This window comes from Alcanivorax quisquiliarum (assembly GCF_023051175.1).
Taxonomy (GTDB): Bacteria; Pseudomonadota; Gammaproteobacteria; order Pseudomonadales; family Alcanivoracaceae; genus Isoalcanivorax; species Isoalcanivorax quisquiliarum.
Window position 1 is genome coordinate 203,647 of the sequence record NZ_JALKII010000003.1, and the last position, 17,852, is coordinate 221,498.

The 17,852-nt window shown below is 60.8% G+C and carries 16 protein-coding genes; 10 read left to right on the plus strand and 6 right to left on the minus strand.

Annotated features, from left to right (window positions below):
- Positions 1–120: 120 nt before the first annotated feature.
- Positions 121–882, plus strand: a complete 762-nt coding sequence (murI, locus tag MU846_RS06830; protein WP_246950863.1) for a glutamate racemase — start codon at positions 121–123, stop codon at positions 880–882.
- A 30-nt stretch (positions 883–912) separates the two neighbouring features.
- Here murI and MU846_RS06835 read toward each other — a convergent pair whose 3' ends face one another.
- Positions 913–1,944, minus strand: coding sequence for an AraC family transcriptional regulator (locus MU846_RS06835; RefSeq protein ID WP_246951172.1), 1,032 nt, complete (start codon positions 1,942–1,944; stop codon positions 913–915).
- A gap of 134 nt (positions 1,945–2,078) precedes the next feature.
- Between MU846_RS06835 and MU846_RS06840 the strand changes: the two genes are divergently transcribed.
- The 3 genes from MU846_RS06840 to MU846_RS06850 are packed head-to-tail and all read left to right on the plus strand — an operon-like array spanning position 2,079 to position 5,228.
- Positions 2,079–3,551 carry a flavin-containing monooxygenase gene (locus tag MU846_RS06840; RefSeq protein ID WP_246950865.1) on the plus strand — a complete coding sequence of 491 codons (1,473 nt, stop codon included), beginning with the start codon at positions 2,079–2,081 and terminating at the stop codon, positions 3,549–3,551.
- Complete coding sequence (locus MU846_RS06845) at positions 3,526–4,476, plus strand: alpha/beta hydrolase (RefSeq protein ID WP_246950867.1); 951 nt, start codon at positions 3,526–3,528, stop codon at positions 4,474–4,476. The genes MU846_RS06840 and MU846_RS06845 overlap by 26 nt, the downstream gene beginning before the upstream one ends.
- The gene (locus tag MU846_RS06850; protein ID WP_246950869.1) at positions 4,458–5,228 is read left to right on the plus strand and encodes an SDR family oxidoreductase; all 771 of its coding nucleotides are present in this window, start codon (positions 4,458–4,460) and stop codon (positions 5,226–5,228) included. Before MU846_RS06845 ends, MU846_RS06850 begins: the two co-directional genes overlap by 19 nt.
- 250 nt (positions 5,229–5,478) lie before the next feature.
- Here the strand turns inward: MU846_RS06850 and MU846_RS06855 are convergent, their stop codons facing one another.
- Positions 5,479–5,817, minus strand: a complete 339-nt coding sequence (locus MU846_RS06855; RefSeq protein ID WP_246950871.1) for a histidine triad nucleotide-binding protein — start codon at positions 5,815–5,817, stop codon at positions 5,479–5,481.
- Positions 5,818–6,029: 212 nt separating this feature from the next.
- Between MU846_RS06855 and MU846_RS06860 the strand changes: the two genes are divergently transcribed.
- Positions 6,030–6,917 carry a 6-pyruvoyl trahydropterin synthase family protein gene (locus tag MU846_RS06860; protein ID WP_246950873.1) on the plus strand — a complete coding sequence of 296 codons (888 nt, stop codon included), beginning with the start codon at positions 6,030–6,032 and terminating at the stop codon, positions 6,915–6,917.
- A gap of 14 nt (positions 6,918–6,931) precedes the next feature.
- On the opposite strand, the gene MU846_RS06865 is transcribed toward MU846_RS06860, so the two are convergent.
- The gene (locus MU846_RS06865; protein ID WP_246950875.1) at positions 6,932–7,903 is read right to left on the minus strand and encodes a LysR family transcriptional regulator; all 972 of its coding nucleotides are present in this window, start codon (positions 7,901–7,903) and stop codon (positions 6,932–6,934) included.
- 301 nt (positions 7,904–8,204) lie between these two features.
- On the opposite strand from MU846_RS06865, the gene MU846_RS06870 reads away from it, so the two are divergent.
- From MU846_RS06870 to MU846_RS06880, 3 genes are all read left to right on the plus strand, one after another.
- Entirely contained in the window at positions 8,205–8,552 is a 348-nt protein-coding gene (locus MU846_RS06870) for an Arc family DNA-binding protein (protein ID WP_246950877.1), read from the plus strand.
- A gap of 240 nt (positions 8,553–8,792) precedes the next feature.
- Positions 8,793–10,079: a sensor histidine kinase gene (locus MU846_RS06875; protein WP_246950879.1), complete on the plus strand. Its 1,287-nt coding sequence runs from the start codon at positions 8,793–8,795 to the stop codon at positions 10,077–10,079.
- Positions 10,079–11,086, plus strand: a complete 1,008-nt coding sequence (locus MU846_RS06880) for a response regulator (protein WP_246950881.1) — start codon at positions 10,079–10,081, stop codon at positions 11,084–11,086. The genes MU846_RS06875 and MU846_RS06880 overlap by 1 nt, the downstream gene beginning before the upstream one ends.
- Positions 11,087–11,188: 102 nt before the next feature.
- Here MU846_RS06880 and cqsA read toward each other — a convergent pair whose 3' ends face one another.
- Positions 11,189–12,445 (minus strand): alpha-hydroxyketone-type quorum-sensing autoinducer synthase, encoded by a 1,257-nt coding sequence (gene cqsA / locus MU846_RS06885; RefSeq protein ID WP_246950883.1) that lies wholly within the window; start codon positions 12,443–12,445, stop codon positions 11,189–11,191.
- A gap of 495 nt (positions 12,446–12,940) precedes the next feature.
- Between cqsA and MU846_RS06890 the strand changes: the two genes are divergently transcribed.
- Together MU846_RS06890 and MU846_RS06895 are read left to right on the plus strand one after the other, a co-directional pair.
- Positions 12,941–14,179 carry a GGDEF domain-containing protein gene (locus MU846_RS06890; RefSeq protein ID WP_246950885.1) on the plus strand — a complete coding sequence of 413 codons (1,239 nt, stop codon included), beginning with the start codon at positions 12,941–12,943 and terminating at the stop codon, positions 14,177–14,179.
- Between the two features lie 29 nt (positions 14,180–14,208).
- On the plus strand, positions 14,209–15,390 hold the full coding sequence (locus tag MU846_RS06895; RefSeq protein ID WP_246950887.1) for a diguanylate cyclase domain-containing protein: 1,182 nt from the start codon (positions 14,209–14,211) through the stop codon (positions 15,388–15,390).
- A gap of 15 nt (positions 15,391–15,405) precedes the next feature.
- Here the strand turns inward: MU846_RS06895 and MU846_RS06900 are convergent, their stop codons facing one another.
- The gene (locus MU846_RS06900; RefSeq protein WP_246950889.1) at positions 15,406–16,221 is read right to left on the minus strand and encodes a M23 family metallopeptidase; all 816 of its coding nucleotides are present in this window, start codon (positions 16,219–16,221) and stop codon (positions 15,406–15,408) included.
- Complete coding sequence (locus tag MU846_RS14615; RefSeq protein WP_306799289.1) at positions 16,202–17,815, minus strand: HD-GYP domain-containing protein; 1,614 nt, start codon at positions 17,813–17,815, stop codon at positions 16,202–16,204. The genes MU846_RS06900 and MU846_RS14615 overlap by 20 nt, the downstream gene beginning before the upstream one ends.
- Positions 17,816–17,852: the final 37 nt, after the last annotated feature.

A 17,852-nucleotide genomic window follows, 5' to 3' on the forward strand; every position in this document is an offset into this window, starting at 1 on the left:
CCGCTCTGCCGCTCTGCCGCTCTGCCGCTCTGCCGCTCTGCCGCCAACAATGTTAACCGATCCTCCACGAAACTTTTTTTGCTACACTGGCGCGATTATCCATCATCCGTTGCCTGCCCCATGACTTCTCGTCCAGTGCTGGTGTTCGATTCCGGTGTCGGTGGCCTTAGTGTCACTGCGGAGATCCGCCGCCGCCTGCCTACCGTGCCACTGCTTTATCTGATGGACAGTGCCGGCTTTCCTTACGGCATCAAAGATGACGCCACATTGATCACACGGGTGGTCGATGTCTGTGCCGACGCTGTTGCCGAAGCATCGCCGCGCATGCTGGTGGTGGCCTGCAACACCGCCAGCACGCTGGCACTGCCGGCGTTGCGTGAGCGCCTGGCCATCCCCGTGGTCGGCGTTGTGCCGGCATTGAAAGTTGCCGCACAAGCCTGCCCTGGAGGTGAGATCGGCCTGCTAGCCACACCCGCCACCGTGCACCGGCCCTATACCGATAACCTGATCCGGGAATTTGCCGCCGGCTGCCGGGTGCGCAGGCTGGGCAGCACGGCGCTGGTGCAATGGGCAGAAGACTGGGTGCATCACGGGCGCACGCCGCAAGGGCTGTTCGATCACCTCGACAACTGGCTGACCCAGCCGGCGCCAGTCACTCACGTGGTGCTCGGCTGCACGCATTTTCCGCTGCTGACGCCCACCCTGACGGCGCTGTGGCCCGGCGTGCACTGGATCGATTCCGGCGAGGCCATTGCCCGGCGTGTGGCGCAATTGCTCGGCGATGATATTCCATCAGGCGGCCGGCCTGCGCCGCAGTTGCGCTGGACAGGCGATCATCCCCCCGGTGCGGGTGTGGCGGCATTTCTCGCAGCACTGCCTTGATCTCGGTGCCGAACCGCTATTGCAGCTACTTCACACTTTTTCCCGCCACCGGTCACGAGCCTGCCGGGCAAACGCTCCCGGTGTCACGCCCGCCCAGCGGCGAAAGGCGTGAATAAAGCTGGCCACCTCGGCGTAGCCCAGGCGCGCCGCTATTTCCTCGGTGCCAAAGCCACCCGCCCGCAACATCTCTTCTGCCAGCGCCTGCCTGACTTCATCCACCAGCGCACGAAAGCTGGTGTCCTGTTCCGCCAGCTGCCGCCGCAGCGTGCGCGAGCTGATATGCAGGGCTGCGGCCACCTGCTCCATGCCCGGCATATGTGTCGGATCGGCCAGCAGTTGCTCACGCACCTGCCCGGCCACGCCAGCGCGTGCGCGGCGGCGGGCCAGCAATTCACGGCACTGCATCTCGCACAGCCGCCGGGTATGGCTGTTGGCCTGCGGCAATGGCAGATCCAGTAGGGCAGCGTCGAACGCCGCCATATCCAGCGGCGCGTCGAATATCGGCATCACGGTAAAACATTGCTGATACGGCGCCAGATCAGCCGGCGCGCCATGGCGAAACGTCACGCGCCGCTGCGGCAATGGCATATCGAACAATTCCCGCTGCAAGGTGGCGATTGCCGCCGCATCCCGCTCCAGCAGGAAAACCCGCACATCCTCCGGCAGATGGCTGCCGTCCAGCCGCAGCCGCGCCTCGCCGTCGCTTTCCTCCAGCCATATCCGCGCAAACGCAAACGTCAGATCAAGATAGGTGATGCCCAGCTCCACAGCGCTGCGCAAGCTCGGGCTGCTGACCAGCCCGAAGCCCCAGATGCCATAGCTGGTGAGATGATAACGCTGCCCCACCAGCACACCGGGGCCGGGGCCGCTGCCCAGATGCCCCACCAGATTGCGCACCAGCTGCAATTCCTGCGCTGCGCTGATCTCCGCCAGAGGATCTGCCAGCTGCCCTTCGCTCAGCCCGGTATCACGCAAGCAGGCGGCGCGGGCCATGCCATGCTCCTCACCAAACTGGCACAGCAGCGCCACCGATGCGGTACTACGGCGCGCCCCCAGATCCATTTTCACGCTCGGCTCCTGCATCACCCCGTGTCCGAAAATCACAATCTACTGGCCGCAGCGGCCATAAACAAGCAGGCAGCGCTGCTCTACCATGCACTCATGATGCAACACCTGACACAGAGCAGAGCATGAACATGAGCACGCATTTCGAAGTGGCTATCATTGGCGCCGGCTTCGGTGGCCTCGGCATGGCCATCAACCTGAAGAAAGCCGGGCGGGATTCGCTGATACTGCTGGAAAAAGCAGGAGAAGTGGGCGGGTGCTGGCGCGAAAATGACTATCCCGGCGCGGCCTGCGATGTGCCGTCTTATCTTTATTCCTACTCCTTCGAGCCAAACCCGCACTGGTCGCGCCGCTTTGCGCCGCAAGCCGAGATTTACGATTACCTGCGGCATTGTGCAAAAAAATACGATCTGTACCCGCACATCCGCTTCAAGACGGAAGTCACCGGCGCGCGCTTTGATACCGCCACCGGGCTATGGCACATCAGCACTCAGGCAGGCGAGGCGGCGGGCGACACCATCACGGCGCGTTATCTGGTCACCGCCACCGGCCAACTCAACCGCCCGCAGATTCCCGCAATAGACGGCGCCGAGAGTTTTGCCGGGGCCGCCTTTCATTCCGCCCAGTGGCGCCATGATCTGGATCTGACCGGCAAGCGCGTGGCGGTGATCGGCACCGGCGCCAGTGCCATCCAGTTCGTGCCGGCCATTGCCCCTCAAGTGGGCTCGATGACGCTGTTCCAGCGCTCCGCGCCTTATGTGATTCCCAAGGCGGATCGCGCCTACACCCGCCTGGAGCGTGCCTTGGCGGCCCGCTGGCCGCTGTGGCAGAAGCTTACCCGAGGTGGCATTTACTCCGTTTATGAAAGCCGCGTGCTCGGCTTTACCGCCTTGCAGCTGATCCTCAAGCTGTATACGCGCAAGGCGCTGTCGTTCATGCGCAAGCATATTCAGGACCCGGCGCTGCGCCAGAAGCTGACGCCGGATTACCCGATCGGCTGCAAGCGCGTGCTGATTTCCAACGATTATCTGCCAGCGCTGGCACAGGATAATGTGGCAGTGGTCGATACCGGCATCAGCCGCATTACACCGGCCGGCATCGAGACACGTGACGGTACTCGACACCCGGCGGATGTGATCATCTACGGCACCGGGTTTCAGGCCACCGATTTTCTCTCGCCGATGGCAATCACCGGGCGCGACGGCCAGGATCTCAATCAGGCCTGGCGCGACGGCGCCGAAGCCTACCTGGGCATCACCGTGCACGGTTTCCCCAATCTGTTCATGCTCTACGGCCCGAACACCAACCTCGGCCACAGCTCCATCGTTTATATGCTCGAGAGCCAGATTCATTATGTTCTGGCCGCCATCGCCACGACGGAAGCGCAACAGGCCCGGGCTCTGGAGGTGCGCGCGCAGGTGCAGGAAGCATTCAATACCGAGCTGCAAGCGCAGATTCGTCGCACCGTATGGGACAAGGACTGCACCAGCTGGTACAAGACCGCCAGCGGCAAGAACACCAATAACTGGCCGGGCTTCACCTTCCGCTACCGGCAACTGACCCGCAAGGTGAATACCGATGACTATCACTTTATTACCGGCTGATTCACGGCGCAGCCAACGGCTGCTCGCCGGCACGCTGCGGCTGGCCTTGCGCAGCCTGGTGAAGCCGCTGTTTCACCCCGTGACGCCGGTGCCGCTGTTGCGGCGCGGCTTGCGGCTCTCAGCGCTCACCACTCTGACCGCACGCGGCACCGAGCGCATGGACGTGCTGCTCGACGGCGTGCCGGCAGAATACCTGCGCGCCGCCAACAGCTCCGTGCGCCACGATCAGGTGCTGCTTTATCTGCATGGCGGCGCCTATGTGGTGGGCAGCCCCGGCACGCACCGGGCAGTGACCAGCCACCTTGCCCGCGCCAGCGGTGCCGGCGTGTTTGCGCTGGATTACCGGCTCGCGCCCGAGCACCCGTTTCCGGCCGCGCAGGATGACGCCGTCACCGCCTACCAAAGCCTGCTGGCGCAGGGCTATGCCCCCGAACAAATCCTTATCGGTGGCGATTCCGCTGGGGGCGGCCTGGCACTTTCGACTGCGCTGCGGCTGCGCGACAGCGGCCTGCCCGCGCCGGCCGGGCTGATCCTTATTTCACCCTGGGCCGATCTCACCCACCCCGCCGCCCGGCGCGCGCAGCAGCCTGATGACGTCATGCTCACCTGGGCCACACTGCGTCACGCCGCGCAACGCTATGCGCCAGATCAGTTGCAACACCCATATGTGTCGCCCTTGCTGGCGGATCTCGGCGGCCTGCCGCCGACGCTCATCATCGGTGCCACCGACGAAATACTCGATGACGACACCACCCGCCTGGCCGCCGCGCTGGCGCAGGCCGGTGTCGACACCCACACCTTTGTATATCAAGACATGTGGCACGTATTTGCCGTGCACGCAGGCGTGCTGGCGCAGGCCGACGACGCGATCCGGCGCATGGCGGCCTTTATTCAACGGGGAGAATTATGCCCGACAGTATCCTGATTACCGGCGCCGCCTCCGGCATCGGCTTGGCCGCGGCACAGCTTTTTCACAGCAAGGGCTGGCGCGTCGGGCTGCTGGATATCAACGCGCGCGATCTGGCACGTATCGCTGGCGGCCTGCGCGATCAACAGGGCCAACCCGCCTGGCACCGGGCGGTAGACGTGACGGACGCCACCTGCGCCCAGGCGGCGGTGGACGATTTTGCCGGCAAGGGCGGCTTGCGCGTGCTGTTCAACTGCGCCGGCGTGCTGCGCACCGGGCATTTTGCAGAGGTGCCGCTGGCAGAGCACGAGCTGACGCTGCGCATCAATGTGCTCGGCACCATGATCATGGCCCGGGCTGCTCTGCCGTGGCTGAAGCAGGCCCACCGGCCGGTGATGATAAACATGAGCTCCGCCTCGGCGGTCTACGGCATCCCGCATCTGGCCAGCTATTCTGCATCGAAGTTTGCTGTGCGAGCGCTGACCGAAGCCCTGCATATCGAATGGAAGCCGCTGGGCGTGCATGTATGTGATCTCATGCCGCCGTTCGTGCGCACGCCGATGCTGGCCAGCCAGCAATTCATCCCGCCGGTACTGCGCAAGCTGGGCGTGAACATGGCGCCCGAGAAGGTGGCGCAGGCCGCGTTAAATGCTGTGGAACGCCGCGCCGTGCATCATCCGATCGGATTGCAGTTCAACGGCCTGGTAGCGCTGGAAAAACTGACGCCGCACCGGGTTACGCAGCGGCTGATCGGCTGGCTGAGCCAGTAGCCTGCCCTTGATGCTGGCTCGCTTCGATGGGGTGACGGGTGACGGGGCAATGGGCAATGGAATGATGACCGAGCCAATCGTGCGCGGCGCTGTTGAACAGAGCTCAAGGCTGTTGAACAGAGCTCAAGGCTGCTGAACAAAGCTCAAGACTGTTGAACAGGGCTCAAGGCATCTGAACAGAATTAAAAGCAACGCGCCCGGCGCGGGCAGCCGTGTTTCGCCGGCGCCCGCACGGGAGGATTACCGTGAATCAGCCTGGCGGCCAGCTGAACGGGCGGCCGCCCAGCACATGGATATGCAGGTGAAACACGGTCTGGCTGGCGCCGGCACCATTGTTCACGTTCAGCCGGAAATCGGTCAGCCCCTGCTCTGCCGCGACCTTGTTGGCCACCAGCAGCAGGTGGCCGAGTAGCGTCTGATCTTCTTCTGTCGCGTCGGAGAGCTTCGGGATGACTTTCTTCGGGATCACCAGAAAGTGCGTCGGCGCCTGCGGGTTGATATCGGCAAAGGCCAACGCCTGTTCGTCTTCATACAGAATGGTTGCCGGAATCTCCCGGCTGATGATCTTGGAAAAGATAGTCTCGGCCATGCCTGCTCTCACTGCGACTGCAAAATGGGAAAGAACGCTCACCATAATGCAGCCGGCGCAGCCTGACCAGTGCCCGCCGGTGCCGTGTCGCGGATCACATCCCGGCTATTAACAATCGACAAATCCAGCCCCGGCGGGGTGAGAGTCCCACCGGCAACTGTCATAATGAACGCCGCTTTCACCCCAACACACCGCAGGTCAAACGCAACGACATGGCAACCCTTTTCGTAGACAACCTCACAGTGCTGGATTTCTCCTATCTGCACGGCAAACGCGGCATGGTGGGCGAGTCCTGGATCGTGGACATCGAGCTAACCGGCGATCTCGACGAACAGGGCATGGTGTTCGATTTCGGCCATATCAAGAAAGCCGTGAAGCACGCCATCGACGAATCCGTCGACCACAAGCTGGCGGTGCCGGCCGACAGCGACTATCTTGCCGCCAGCCAGGTGAGAGATGGCCGGGTAGAGCTGGAGTGGCTGTATGAAGCGGGCACCATTCGCATGAAGGCGCCTGCCTGTAGCACGGTTTTTCTGCCCGGGTCGGAAGTGACCAAGAGCACGCTGACGTTATACCTGCTGGATATCGTGCAGGCCGTGCTGCCCGCGAATGTCAGCGAACTGGTGCTCACGCTGCGCGAAGAGGATATCGGCACAGCCCCCAGCTATCACTACTCCCACGGCCTCAAGAAACACGATGGCAACTGCCAGCGCATCGCGCACGGGCACCGCTCCTGCATCCAGATTTTTGAAAACGGCCGCCGCAGCCGTTATTGGGAAAAGCTCTGGGCAGATCGCTGGGAAGATATTTACCTGGGCACTGAGGAAGATCTCGAAGGCGCCTATTACGTGGACGAAGTGCCGCACCTGCGCTTTCGTTACACCGCCCCGCAAGGCATGTTCGAGCTGCTGATCCCGGAAGATCACTGCTATCTGATCGACACCGACTCCACCGTCGAGCATCTGGCCGAGCACATCGCCCGGCAGCTCGCTCTGGAGGCACCGGGCAATCACTTTCGCGTGCGGGCGTTCGAGGGGGTGGCCAAGGGCGCCATCGCCGAAGCCGGCTCGCTCAACCCGCGCAGCCCACAAGGCTCCTGAGCCTGAGCGGGCGCCTAGATATCCTGCTCGCGCTCGTCGGGGTCTTCACGCAGGATATTGCCGGCCTCCTCCTGAATCAGCCGCCGTAGCCAGCGGTGTGCCGCGTTGTGATGCAGCAGCGGCGACCAGGCCATCTTCAATTCAAAGCGGGGAATCACAAACGGCGGGTCCTTGATTACCAGACGCGGATTCTGCGCCTGCATCCGCGCCACCCGGCTCGGTAGCGTGGCTACCAGATCATTGTTCATCGCCAGCAGCGCCGGCATCTGATAATGGCGCGTAAAAATGGAGATGCGCCGCGTCTTGCCGATCCGCGCCAGCGCCTGATCGATCCAGCCCAGCCCGCCCAGTTTTTCCGGATTCATACCAAAACCCACACCAAAACCGGTTTTCGACACCCAGATATGCTGCGCGCCGAGATAGGTATCCAGATTGAAATCCTTTGCCAAAGGGTTGCCACGGTTGAGCAAGCAGGAAAAATAGTCCTTCCACAGCGTCACCTGGTGAAACGAGCGCGGGATCTCGTTGAAGCGGTTGATCGCCAGATCCACCCGCCCCTGCTCCATGTCAGCATAGCTGACATCCGACGGCGTCAGGAAATCCAACACCACATCCGGCGCCTCCAGCCGCAACCGGCGCACCAGATGCGGCACTAGCGTGGCTTCGGCGTAGTCGCTGGTCATGATGCGAAATACCCGGCGGCTGTTTTCGGCGACAAACTCCTCGTCTGGCGTCAGCATGGCTTCCGCTTGCGCCAGCACCTGCCGCACCAGCGGCTGCAATTCCAGCGCCCGTTCGGTCGGGCTCATGCCATTGGAGGTGCGGATCAGCAAAGGATCCCCGAACAGCTCCCGCAAGCGCTTGAGCCCGTTGCTCATGGCCGGTTGGGAGATGCCAAGTTGATCTGCGGCGCGGGTGACGCTTGATTCCCGCAACAACACATCCAGATACTTCAGCAGGTTGAGATCAACGCGCCCGATGTTCATGATGGAGTCCTCTGACGTCCTGACACCGCCCCTCATTCACAGAATGAATGCCGAAGCAGGCCAGCATAAGCTCGGCAAATTATGCCGCATCCCCCGGCTCAGGTCACGCCAGCGCCCGCCAAGCGCACCTTCGCGCCGGCAATGGTCACAGGGACAGGATTCAAATGCGCCAGAGTCAACCCCGATATTAAGACACTAGTGCATTTTCACCCGAGGCGGGGTGTAGTATCGTGAGTCAGCAGGCAGTCGACCACTGCTATCATTATGATATTTATGTGATTTTCCGGGAGGGCGGAACGTAATGGATAACAACAGAAAAGCCACAGTTCAAACCAGGCAGGAAGTTGAAAAATTCGTGGTACGGCTGCCGAAAGGTATTCGCGGCATGATTTCGGATATCTCCCGCGTCAATCATCGCAGCATGAACTCGGAAATCGTTGCGCGGCTCGAAGAAAGCCTCGGCTTGAGTACCGGCATTGATGGTGTCAGCGAATCCGCACCCGAGCTCTATGCGGTGAACAGTGATCCGGCACGCACCGACAAACCCGTTTCCGAGCAAAACGCGGCCGAGCAGGAAGATCGCCTGCTGGAGCGCTTCCGGCGCATGTCGTCGGATCGCCGCCGCGCGCTGTTGGAACTGTTGCGCTGAGCGCCGCCATCCGATCAGGCATGATCAACACCCCGTGGGCCTGCCAGAATCACTGGCGCCATGGGGTCACCGGGATACTTGCGCTGCGGCACCCGGTGCCAGCGCTGCCGGCTCGCTAATGCCTACATCATGCGGGTATGCTGGCCACGCCGGCAGCTACGCACGGCAGCGCAGGACAAAGAGCCCAGCCTGCGAAACAATAAACCTATGCTCGCACGGGCCTGGCGAGACTGACAGCTCATGCTCTCCTCGCGTCTGAACCGCTCAATCAGCGAAAGCGTACATTATTCGCGACACAATGCGCCCATGGTGGGCGTGTTGGGCATTATCAGTTTTCCGCTTTATTACTTTATCTGGCAGTCGGTATTCCCGCAGCCTTACGAGAATCTGGGCCTGCGACTGCTGGGCGCCCTGATTTGCGTGCCGCTGCTGGCTTACCGCTTCTGGCCGACGCGACTGCAACGTTATTTCGCCCATTACTGGGTTGCATCACTGCTTTATGCCCTGCCGTTCTTTTTCACCTACATGCTGCTGCGTAACAATATGTCGCTGGTATGGAGCATGAGCACCATGGCTGCGCTGTTTCTGCTGGTGCTGGCGGTTTACGACTGGTTGCTGGTGATCTGCCTTTCGGTGCTGGGCTCACTGCTCGGCTGGCTCGCCTTCGTGCTCACCGCTGACAACACGGCGGCCTTCACGCTGTACCTGCATCAGTTACCTATTTACGCCTTCGTGGTGCTGGCCGGCAGTATCTTCAACTACACCGCCAATATGGTGAAAGAGGAAAAGCTCAATGCTCATGCGGCGATTGGACGCAATATCGCACATGAGTTGCGCACCCCGCTATCAGGCATGAAGGGTGCCATCGCCGGACTGGTAGCCTATCTGCCTGATCTGGTGCAGGCGCACCGGCTCGCCAGCGAGGCCGGCCTGCCGGTGCGGCAGATCCGGGCCAATCGCATGGATCAACTCAACGACGCTGCCAGCCGCATCCAGACCGAGATTGATTTCTCGCATACCATCATCGACATGCTACTGCTGAGTGCCGGGCAGGCTACGCTGAAGCAGGATAATTTCGCCCGCTACTCGATCAACGACACCATTCGCCGCGCCTTTGATCGCTATCCGTTCAAATCCGACCGGGAACATGAGCTGGTGCAGTGGCAGGAAGGGGAGGATTTTGATTATTACGGCTCCGATTTGCTGCTGATCCACGTCCTGTTCAACCTCACCAAGAATGCGCTGCACAGTGTCATCGGTGCCGGCAAGGGCGTGATCCACGTCAGTACCAGCCGTGGTGCGGATCATAACCGCCTGGTGTTCATGGATACCGGGCCGGGCATGACGCGGGCGCAGGTGAAGCAGATCTTCGATTACTTCTATACCTCGAAAACCGTGGATCAGGGCAGCGGGCTGGGCCTGTCGTTCTGCCGCCTGGTCATGCAGAGCTTCGACGGCTCGATCCGCTGTGAATCGAGGCTGGGCGAATATACCTTATTTGAACTTACCTTCCCTCAGGTGCGCTAATGTTAAAGCCATTTATTCAACCGTATTATCACCCTACCACCGTGGTAATGGTCGACGACAATCAGCGTTTCCTTGAGAACTTCAGCTTGCAGCTGGATGAAACCCTGGCCTGTATGTTTTTCTCGTCGGCCAAGGAGTGTCTGACGATGCTCAATGGTCGTGCCAAGCGGACACCACTGGACCAGCGTTGTTTTTCCTACTACCAGCAACCCACCAACAGCGACCGTGTGATACGACTGGATCTGACATTGATCGAGCAGGAAATCAGCAACCCGGAGCGATTTCGGGATGTGTCGGTGGTGGTGGTGGATTACGACATGCCGGAAATGACCGGCCTGGAGTTCTGCCAGCGCGTACGCAACCACCGGGTAAAGAAAATCCTGTTGACCGGTGTTGCCGATGAGAAAGTCGCTGTAGAGGCGTTCAATGCCGGCATCATCGATCACTTCATGATGAAAAGCGATCCGCAGATTACCACGCGGATCAACCGCACTATCGCTGACCTTCAGCGCCGCTATTTTTCCGAAATTTCTTCGCTGATCCAGAGCACGCTGGCACTGGAAGCGCCCGACTTTCTCTACGACAGCGAATTCATCCGCTATTTCTTCGAGCTGGTCGACGCGCGTAACATCGCCGAATACTACTACGTGGAAGACCCGAGCGGCTTTCTTATGGTCAGCGAAACCGGGCAGCTGCGCCGCCTGGTGGTGTACAGCGAAGCCGACCTGCAACGCACACTTTTCAATCTGCGCCTGATGAATCCCCCGGCAACGATCATGAAGCAGATTTCTTCTGGCAAGGCGGTGCCCTGGCTTTGGGCGGCGCCCGATGAGTTCGACGAAGACGAAGATTTCTACTGGAGCGATTATGTGCACGCCGCCCATCGGGTGGTCGGTGAGGACACCTGGTTCTGTGCGCTGGTGGATAGCCCGCCGGCGGATATCGAGTACGACAGCGAAACTTCAAGCTATATGGCCTATCTGACCGAGCTGGACAAACAGCCCTGACACAACACAGAAAATAGCCCGGAAGCGCCCTGTGGCGCCTCCGGGCCGACCTGGCAGACAACGAGGCGGCTTTAACCCGCCTCGCTCACAGCCAGAGGGGCATCAGCCTGCTGCACGTTGCCGCAGCCCCCCGCGCTGTAACCGGCGTGTCGACGGCCAGTCCCACATCCCCACTTCGTCGCGAATCGCGGCACAGACATCCAGCACTCTGCCCACCTGATGCAACGTCAACCCGGCGTTGATACTGAAGCGAATCATGGAACGGTTCTTGGCTGTCGCCGGCGCACAGAATACCGAGCCAAAGACGTTTCTTTCCTCAAGGGCTTCACGCAGCCGCAGGGTTTCAGATTCCACCCCCGCCTCCAGCGAAATGATCTGCGACTCGCTGGCGGTAACGTTATAACCCAGCTCGGCCAGGCCATTACGGAGGAAATCGGAGTTCATGCGCATGGCTTCACGCCGCCACCCTTCCTGAACAATGATATCCAGCGTCTTGTCGAGCCCGGCAATTTCGTAAGGCAGCAGGCAGGAGCTGAAAATCGCTGTGCGCGCTGTGCACCAGAAGTATTCCTCGAACGTCTTGCTGCACAGAATAATCCCCGCGCGCCCGGAGAATGCCTTGGCCAGGCTCGCGGTAACGAAGTGCACCCGGTCGTTGAGACCATGCTCACGCACCATGCCGGCACCAAAAGGCCCATGCGTGCCCAGTGAGTGGGATTCATCGACGATAATCAGGCAACCGAACTCGGTGGCCAGATCCACCACGCCTTCCAGATCGCAGAGTGCCCCCATGGTGCTGTACACCGAATCAACGCAAACAATCCCCTGCCCGTAGCTGTTCAACTGACGCCGCAAATGAGAAAGGTCGTTATGCCGGAATGGCCGCACCTGAGCGCCAGCGCTGATTACCCCCTCCCACATGGAGGCGTGCGCATTCATGTCCATATAAACCGGCACGCCTTCGCTGGCCAGCACCTGGATAAGCCCGACATTTGCGGCATAACCCGACTGACAGAGAATCGAAGACTCATAGCCGGCATAGTCAGCCATGCGACGCTCAAAGCGGCGCTGGTGATTGTCCCCGCGCAGAAACGAACCAGACATAAGGACACTTTGCGTATCTCCCAGCAGGCACTCCACCTGCGCTTTCACAATTTCCTCATGGCCGGCGATGCTCAGATAATCATTGCTCAGAAGCTGGATAGAATCCTTGTCTGGCAGACGACCGCGAAGGATGTGCTTTCCACCCCACAACTTGCCCCACCTTTCAATAAAAAAATCATCCATACGACGCTTGAGAAAATCTGGCATCTGGTCAATTTTCTTTTGTATGGATACTTCATTAAGTCTGATATTCATTTATTATTGCTCCGATTTTACTGACTATTGATTACCGGACAATCGCCAGCGATTGCCGGGCTGATATATGCAGCGCATTAACATCATTTCAGCGCCACACACCTACGATAGAGCAAAGGCAATTGCTCTATGCCATCCAGCGTAACGCGAGCAACGACCACTCTCAGCGACAATGCATCGCAAGCAATTAAAATGACTGCAGGGCAAGATCAAAACGAAATCAAACTGATATCAAAATTAATTAATTTCTAATATTTTCCACCACCAAGGCGACATAACATGACGCCCTTTGGCAATTAAGTTCACTACGTTATTCACCGTGATTGGCACTACCCGTTGCAGGCCGCACCACCTCGCTACTCGAGAACATTATCCCAATGATTGCAAAGTGCCCTAGTTACCCATGACTGAGCAGTGGTAATCTAGGCATCGCATAAGGCAGGGCTGCCTGACACTGGCTCAAGCAGCCGAAAGCCTGGGCGGCGGAAGGGTGGGATGGACAACCAGAATACAATGCGCGAAGCACCACAGACTTTGCCAAATGGTCAGGACCTCGTCCTGCCCTGGCATTTGCGGCTGCCCGCTCGCCTTGAGCAAGAATTTCGCGAGCAATTTCGAGACGCTGCGGCGCGGCTGATACCCGCCGCGTCCGTGCTATTGCTGGCCGTTTACGGGCTGGCGCTGGCAATCGAACATCGTATGGCACCCGAGGTGACGTTACTGAGTTGGCGCCCGCGCCTGCTAGCGGTGATGGCCACCGGCGCAGTATTGCTGATCAGCCGTCGCGCATTGCCATGGCTGCAACCCGCCATTGCAGCCATGGCCTTGATTGTGGCCTGCGTGCACATCTATCTCGGGCTGATCGTGGAGCATCCGCTGGCCGCGGCATATTTTTATATTCCGTTTCTCGCCGTGCTGGCACTGGGCAGCGTTTTTCGGGTGCTGCTCTACTGGGCTCTACCGATCAGCCTGCTGATTCTTGCAGGCCAGGCAGCAGCATTGTTCGGGCTCAGTTCACTGACCAGCGCCGAGTCTTTGATTATTTTTGCCTTTTCCTCTTGCGGCGCCCTCATGAGTCTGTTCGGGCAATACTTCTTCGAGCGATTGCAGCGGCGACTGTTCTTGTCTGATCGCGTGCTGCACCTGCACCGCAACGAGCTTCATGCCGCCAACCGCACACTGGAAACCCAGGCAAGCGAAGACGGGCTGACCGGCACCGTCAATCGGCGTGGTATGGATGTGCGACTGAGCAATCTGTTGCACAACATGCAGCACCAGGCGCGTGGCGCGCCAGACAGCGTGGCCGTGCTACTGTTTGATATTGATTACTTCAAACAGTACAACGACACCTATGGCCATCAGGCGGGCGACGAGTGTCTGAAAGCAGTCGCCGAAGTACCCAAGGCGATGGTGCAGCGCGCCACGGATTTTGTGGCCCGCTATGGTGGCGAAGAGTTTGTCATTGTGCTGGGCGGCACGCGGCTGCGTGACGCACTGGTGTTTGCCGAGCGGATGCGTTCGGGTATCGAGCGGCTGGGCATTCCGCACCGTAATTCCGGCAGCAACACTGTCGTGACCATCAGTATCGGCGTGGCCTGCACCGCGCCAGGCATCGATACCGCCGAGCAACTGATCCAGCGCGCCGACGAGGCGCTGTACCAGGCCAAGGGCCAGGGCCGCAACCGGGTGGCCTGCATTGATGAAGAAGGCGTGTTGCGAGTGCTTGCGCCGTGACAGCTGGCCGCGAATCGCCTGGGACGGCGGTGGCACAGCTTGATGTGCTCAACCACCTGCTGCGCCGCCCACTCTGGCAATTACGCTTTCCGGTCGCACTGGAGAGCGCCTTTGCCCGGCGCCAGCAACCCGCTCAGTTGCTTGCAGCACGCATTGCAGTGGGCCTGGGTGTGCCGGTGTATCTACTCTCCAGCGCACTGGAGTGGCTGACCGATAGCGCGCTTTTTCACAGCACCGCGCCGGTACGTCTGCTGGCCCTGGGCCTGCTGCTGCTTTCCGGCCTGGCGCTGTATCGCATCCCCTTGGCCAAACTGCGGATCGAGTGGCTGACAACGACGATGGTGGTGGCGGTCAGCTTTATCCAGCTTCATGTAAGCCTGCACAGTGCGCCGGTCTACCACCCGCTGCCCCTGCTGTGGATGCTGCTGCCACTGGCTTATCTCTGCACGCTGTCGAGAGTTTCGCTACGCGCTGTGTTGCCGGTGTGTCTGCTTTGCTTTGTGGTATTCCTGCTCGGACTCTGGCTCAGCCCGTTCCGGCACAGCCCCGCCGCGCCCCATGCACTGCTGTTGTTCACCAGCACACTGTTGCTGCTTCTGCTTACCGGTTATCTGAATGAGCGAGCTCAGCGGCAGCGTTTTCTCCAGGCCCGGCTGCTCAGCCTGCATCGCCGGGGGCTGCATTACGCTGGCACATTGCCGGATCATATTCTTGATGAAGAACTTGGCATTCTCGACCGCGCCAGCCTTGATCGCCGGTTGCGCACGCACCTGGCCGGCGACAGCAGCACACCGCCACAGATCGCCGTTGTGATTTGCGCGATTGATGATTACCAGATGCTGTCGCGACTCTATAACGACCAGGAAGCACACTTCTGCTTGCAGACCGTGGCCCGCGCCGCCCAGCGTCTTACTACAGGCGGGGCTGATTTTGTCGCCCGGCGTGGCCCGGCGCAATTGGCGCTGGTGCTGGCGGGGGGTAATACCTATGACGCGTTACAGGCAGGCGAGCGGCTGCGGCGGCAGATTCAGGCGTTGGCAATTCCACATCAAGGCGCGGCCAATGACACCGTGACGGTAAGCTGTGGTGCCGCCGATAGCGCCAGCCTGCGCGAGGTCAGCGCCGATGCCCTGCTTGCCGCCGCCGACCGCGCTTTGGAACAGGCGCAGCGGCTGGGCGGCAATCGTAGCGAATCGCTGCGTGCAGGATGAGGGCGTGGTAGGTGCTCAGGGGACGGGCATCGCGCCCACCCAGGTCTGGGGATCAAGACGTTCCTGAAACCAGTTGAGGCGCCAGTCCAGGTGCGGCCCGGTGGCCCGCCCGGTGGCCCCCACCAGCGCCACAGGCTGCCCCTTGGTCACACGCTCACCCTCTTCCACCAATATCCCGCTCAAGTGAATGAAGGTGGAAGACACACCGTAGCCATGATCGATAACCAGCGTGCCACCGGAATAGAACATATCCTCATGCACCAGTGTCACCACCCCTGCGGCGGGCGCTAGCGCCTGCGTGCCCATTGGCGCGGCAATATCCACACCGAGGTGCGGGCTGCCGGGAACGCCGTTGTAGACACGCTGGCTGCCATATACACCGGAGATCCGGCCTGTCACCGGCCAGATGAAATCATCCGCGAAATGCTCCAGCTCACTGAATATCTCTCGCGCCCGCCGCACCTGGGCCGCCTCTTCGCGGATGCGCTCAAGCACGGCCGGTGGCGGCGGGTCGACTGTCCGCTGAGGCACGCCCTCGATGCGCTGTATATTCCACTCCCGTGGCGTCAGCTTTAGCGACACGCGCTGCTCCAACTCTTGCCGCCGCAAGACCAGCTCGGCCTCGCCACTGGCATCGCGCCCGAAACCGAACGGCACGAGCCCCGACGGGCTGACCTTCAGCGGCTGCCCATCCAGCCACGCCTGCGTCTGTGGCGCGACGGTTGCTACCACCAGCGCACCCGGTGCGGGCTCGCCGCGCAGGCTCAGCAGTAGATCATCCGCCATCAGTGCGCTGCTCCAGAAAAGCAGACTAAAGAAAAATACTCGCATCAGTCACATCCAGTTGCGCCGGGTCGAGCACCCGCCGGGCATATGTTTCCCAGACCCGCTCGCGCACAAACAATTGGTAAAGATCGGCATCGATATGCCGGGCATCGCGCATCTGCTTGAGGATACTCAGTGCCTGTGAAATTTTCATCGGTGGCTTGTACGGACGATCATGAGCGGTGAGCGCCTCGAACACATCCGCGATTGCCAGCATCCGAGCCGGTAACGACATCTGCTCGCCGGTGAGGCCACGGGGAAAACCGCTGCCGTCGATACGCTCATGATGCCCCCCGGCGTATTCCGGCACTCGCCACAGCTTGCGCGGGAAAGGCAACGACTCCAGCATATCCAGTGTCACCTGCACATGATTGTTGATGATCTCTCGCTCTTCATGGGTCAGCGTGCCGCGCACCACACAAAGTGCGGCGGCTTCCTCTTCACTCAGCAATGGCTGCATGCGCCCCTTTACATCCGGCCACTGCCGCATGGCGATCTCGCGCACCCGTGCCTGATCGGCCTCGGCCATGCATTCGCTGCCCTTGTTCACGCGCCGCAAAAAAGCCAGCTCATCGTCCAGCACCGCAAGATCGTCAGCCAGAGCCCGCTGGTATCTGCTCGCCGCCTCCGGTTCGGCCGCCGTTGCCGCCGCGCATTCGCCCTGGCGCACGGCGCGCAATACCGCATAGCGCGCCGCGACTTCCTCAATTCGATCATGCAAGGTGTGCAGCTTGGTGGATTTGTCCAGCACCGAATCCGGGGTGGTCAGCTTGCCGCAGTCATGTAGCCACGCCGCCACCCGCAGCTCATACCATTCATCATCGGAGAGGTTGAAATCACGAAACACGGCGGTGTCAGCGCAGGCGGCCTGCGCAATCAGCTCGGTCAGCAGTGGCACCCGCTGGCAGTGCCCGGAAGTGTGTGAGCTTTTTTCGTCGATAGCGCGTGCAATGACGCGAATGAACGCGTCCAGCAGTTGCTCCAGCTCCTGCGCCAGCAAGGCATTATGTAATGCGGTGGCAGCGTAGCTGGTGATGCCGCTCAGCAATGCCTTGGTTTCGCTGGCGGTGCTGCCCTTTGCCACACCCAGCTTTACAGGCGCTGCCACATCCGACTTAGCACCGCCCGGCGTGGCACCACCCCACTCAACCACATTCAACAGCTGCAACACTCCCAGCACCTGCTGATCGTGATCCAGCAACGGGATTGCCAGGCTATCGCGTGTCGTGGCCTCCCTCGTCTCCCCTATCAGCTGCTGCGGCTGATAGCTGGTCACGGCTTCGCCACTTCGCGCCGCCTCGGCAACGGGGCTGGCCGGGGCATCCAGTAGCAGCTCGGGCTGCATCACCGGGGCATAGCCATTGCCACCCTGGCACATCGCCCGGGCTGGCCAACGCAGCACCGCACATTGCAAGCGCGGCACCGGCTGCCCGGCGCCGTTGGCAAGCAGATAGATCAGCGCCCCCTCGGCGCCGCTCAACGCTCTTGCCTCCTCCACGATCACCTCGCACAGACGCAACACATCACGCTGGGTGGTGATGCGCTGCGCCACGCGAAGCAGGCGCTGATAATGCTGGGGGTCGGTCTGTTCCATATTCATTCCAGGCTCTGGTCGTGGCAGCATATCCGGCCCGACG

Coding starts and splice junctions, on each gene's coding strand:
- MU846_RS06880 (WP_246950881.1), top strand. CDS start 10,079: ATGTTAAAGCCATTTATTCAACCGTATTATCACCCTACCACCGTGGTA.
- MU846_RS06875 (WP_246950879.1), top strand. CDS start 8,793: ATGCTCTCCTCGCGTCTGAACCGCTCAATCAGCGAAAGCGTACATTAT.
- murI (WP_246950863.1), top strand. CDS start 121: ATGACTTCTCGTCCAGTGCTGGTGTTCGATTCCGGTGTCGGTGGCCTT.
- MU846_RS06890 (WP_246950885.1), top strand. CDS start 12,941: ATGGACAACCAGAATACAATGCGCGAAGCACCACAGACTTTGCCAAAT.
- cqsA (WP_246950883.1), bottom strand. CDS start 12,445: ATGAATATCAGACTTAATGAAGTATCCATACAAAAGAAAATTGACCAG.
- MU846_RS06900 (WP_246950889.1), bottom strand. CDS start 16,221: ATGCGAGTATTTTTCTTTAGTCTGCTTTTCTGGAGCAGCGCACTGATG.
- MU846_RS06865 (WP_246950875.1), bottom strand. CDS start 7,903: ATGAACATCGGGCGCGTTGATCTCAACCTGCTGAAGTATCTGGATGTG.
- MU846_RS06870 (WP_246950877.1), top strand. CDS start 8,205: ATGGATAACAACAGAAAAGCCACAGTTCAAACCAGGCAGGAAGTTGAA.
- MU846_RS06845 (WP_246950867.1), top strand. CDS start 3,526: ATGACTATCACTTTATTACCGGCTGATTCACGGCGCAGCCAACGGCTG.
- MU846_RS06840 (WP_246950865.1), top strand. CDS start 2,079: ATGAGCACGCATTTCGAAGTGGCTATCATTGGCGCCGGCTTCGGTGGC.
- MU846_RS06835 (WP_246951172.1), bottom strand. CDS start 1,944: ATGGATCTGGGGGCGCGCCGTAGTACCGCATCGGTGGCGCTGCTGTGC.
- MU846_RS06860 (WP_246950873.1), top strand. CDS start 6,030: ATGGCAACCCTTTTCGTAGACAACCTCACAGTGCTGGATTTCTCCTAT.
- MU846_RS06850 (WP_246950869.1), top strand. CDS start 4,458: ATGCCCGACAGTATCCTGATTACCGGCGCCGCCTCCGGCATCGGCTTG.
- MU846_RS06855 (WP_246950871.1), bottom strand. CDS start 5,817: ATGGCCGAGACTATCTTTTCCAAGATCATCAGCCGGGAGATTCCGGCA.
- MU846_RS14615 (WP_306799289.1), bottom strand. CDS start 17,815: ATGAATATGGAACAGACCGACCCCCAGCATTATCAGCGCCTGCTTCGC.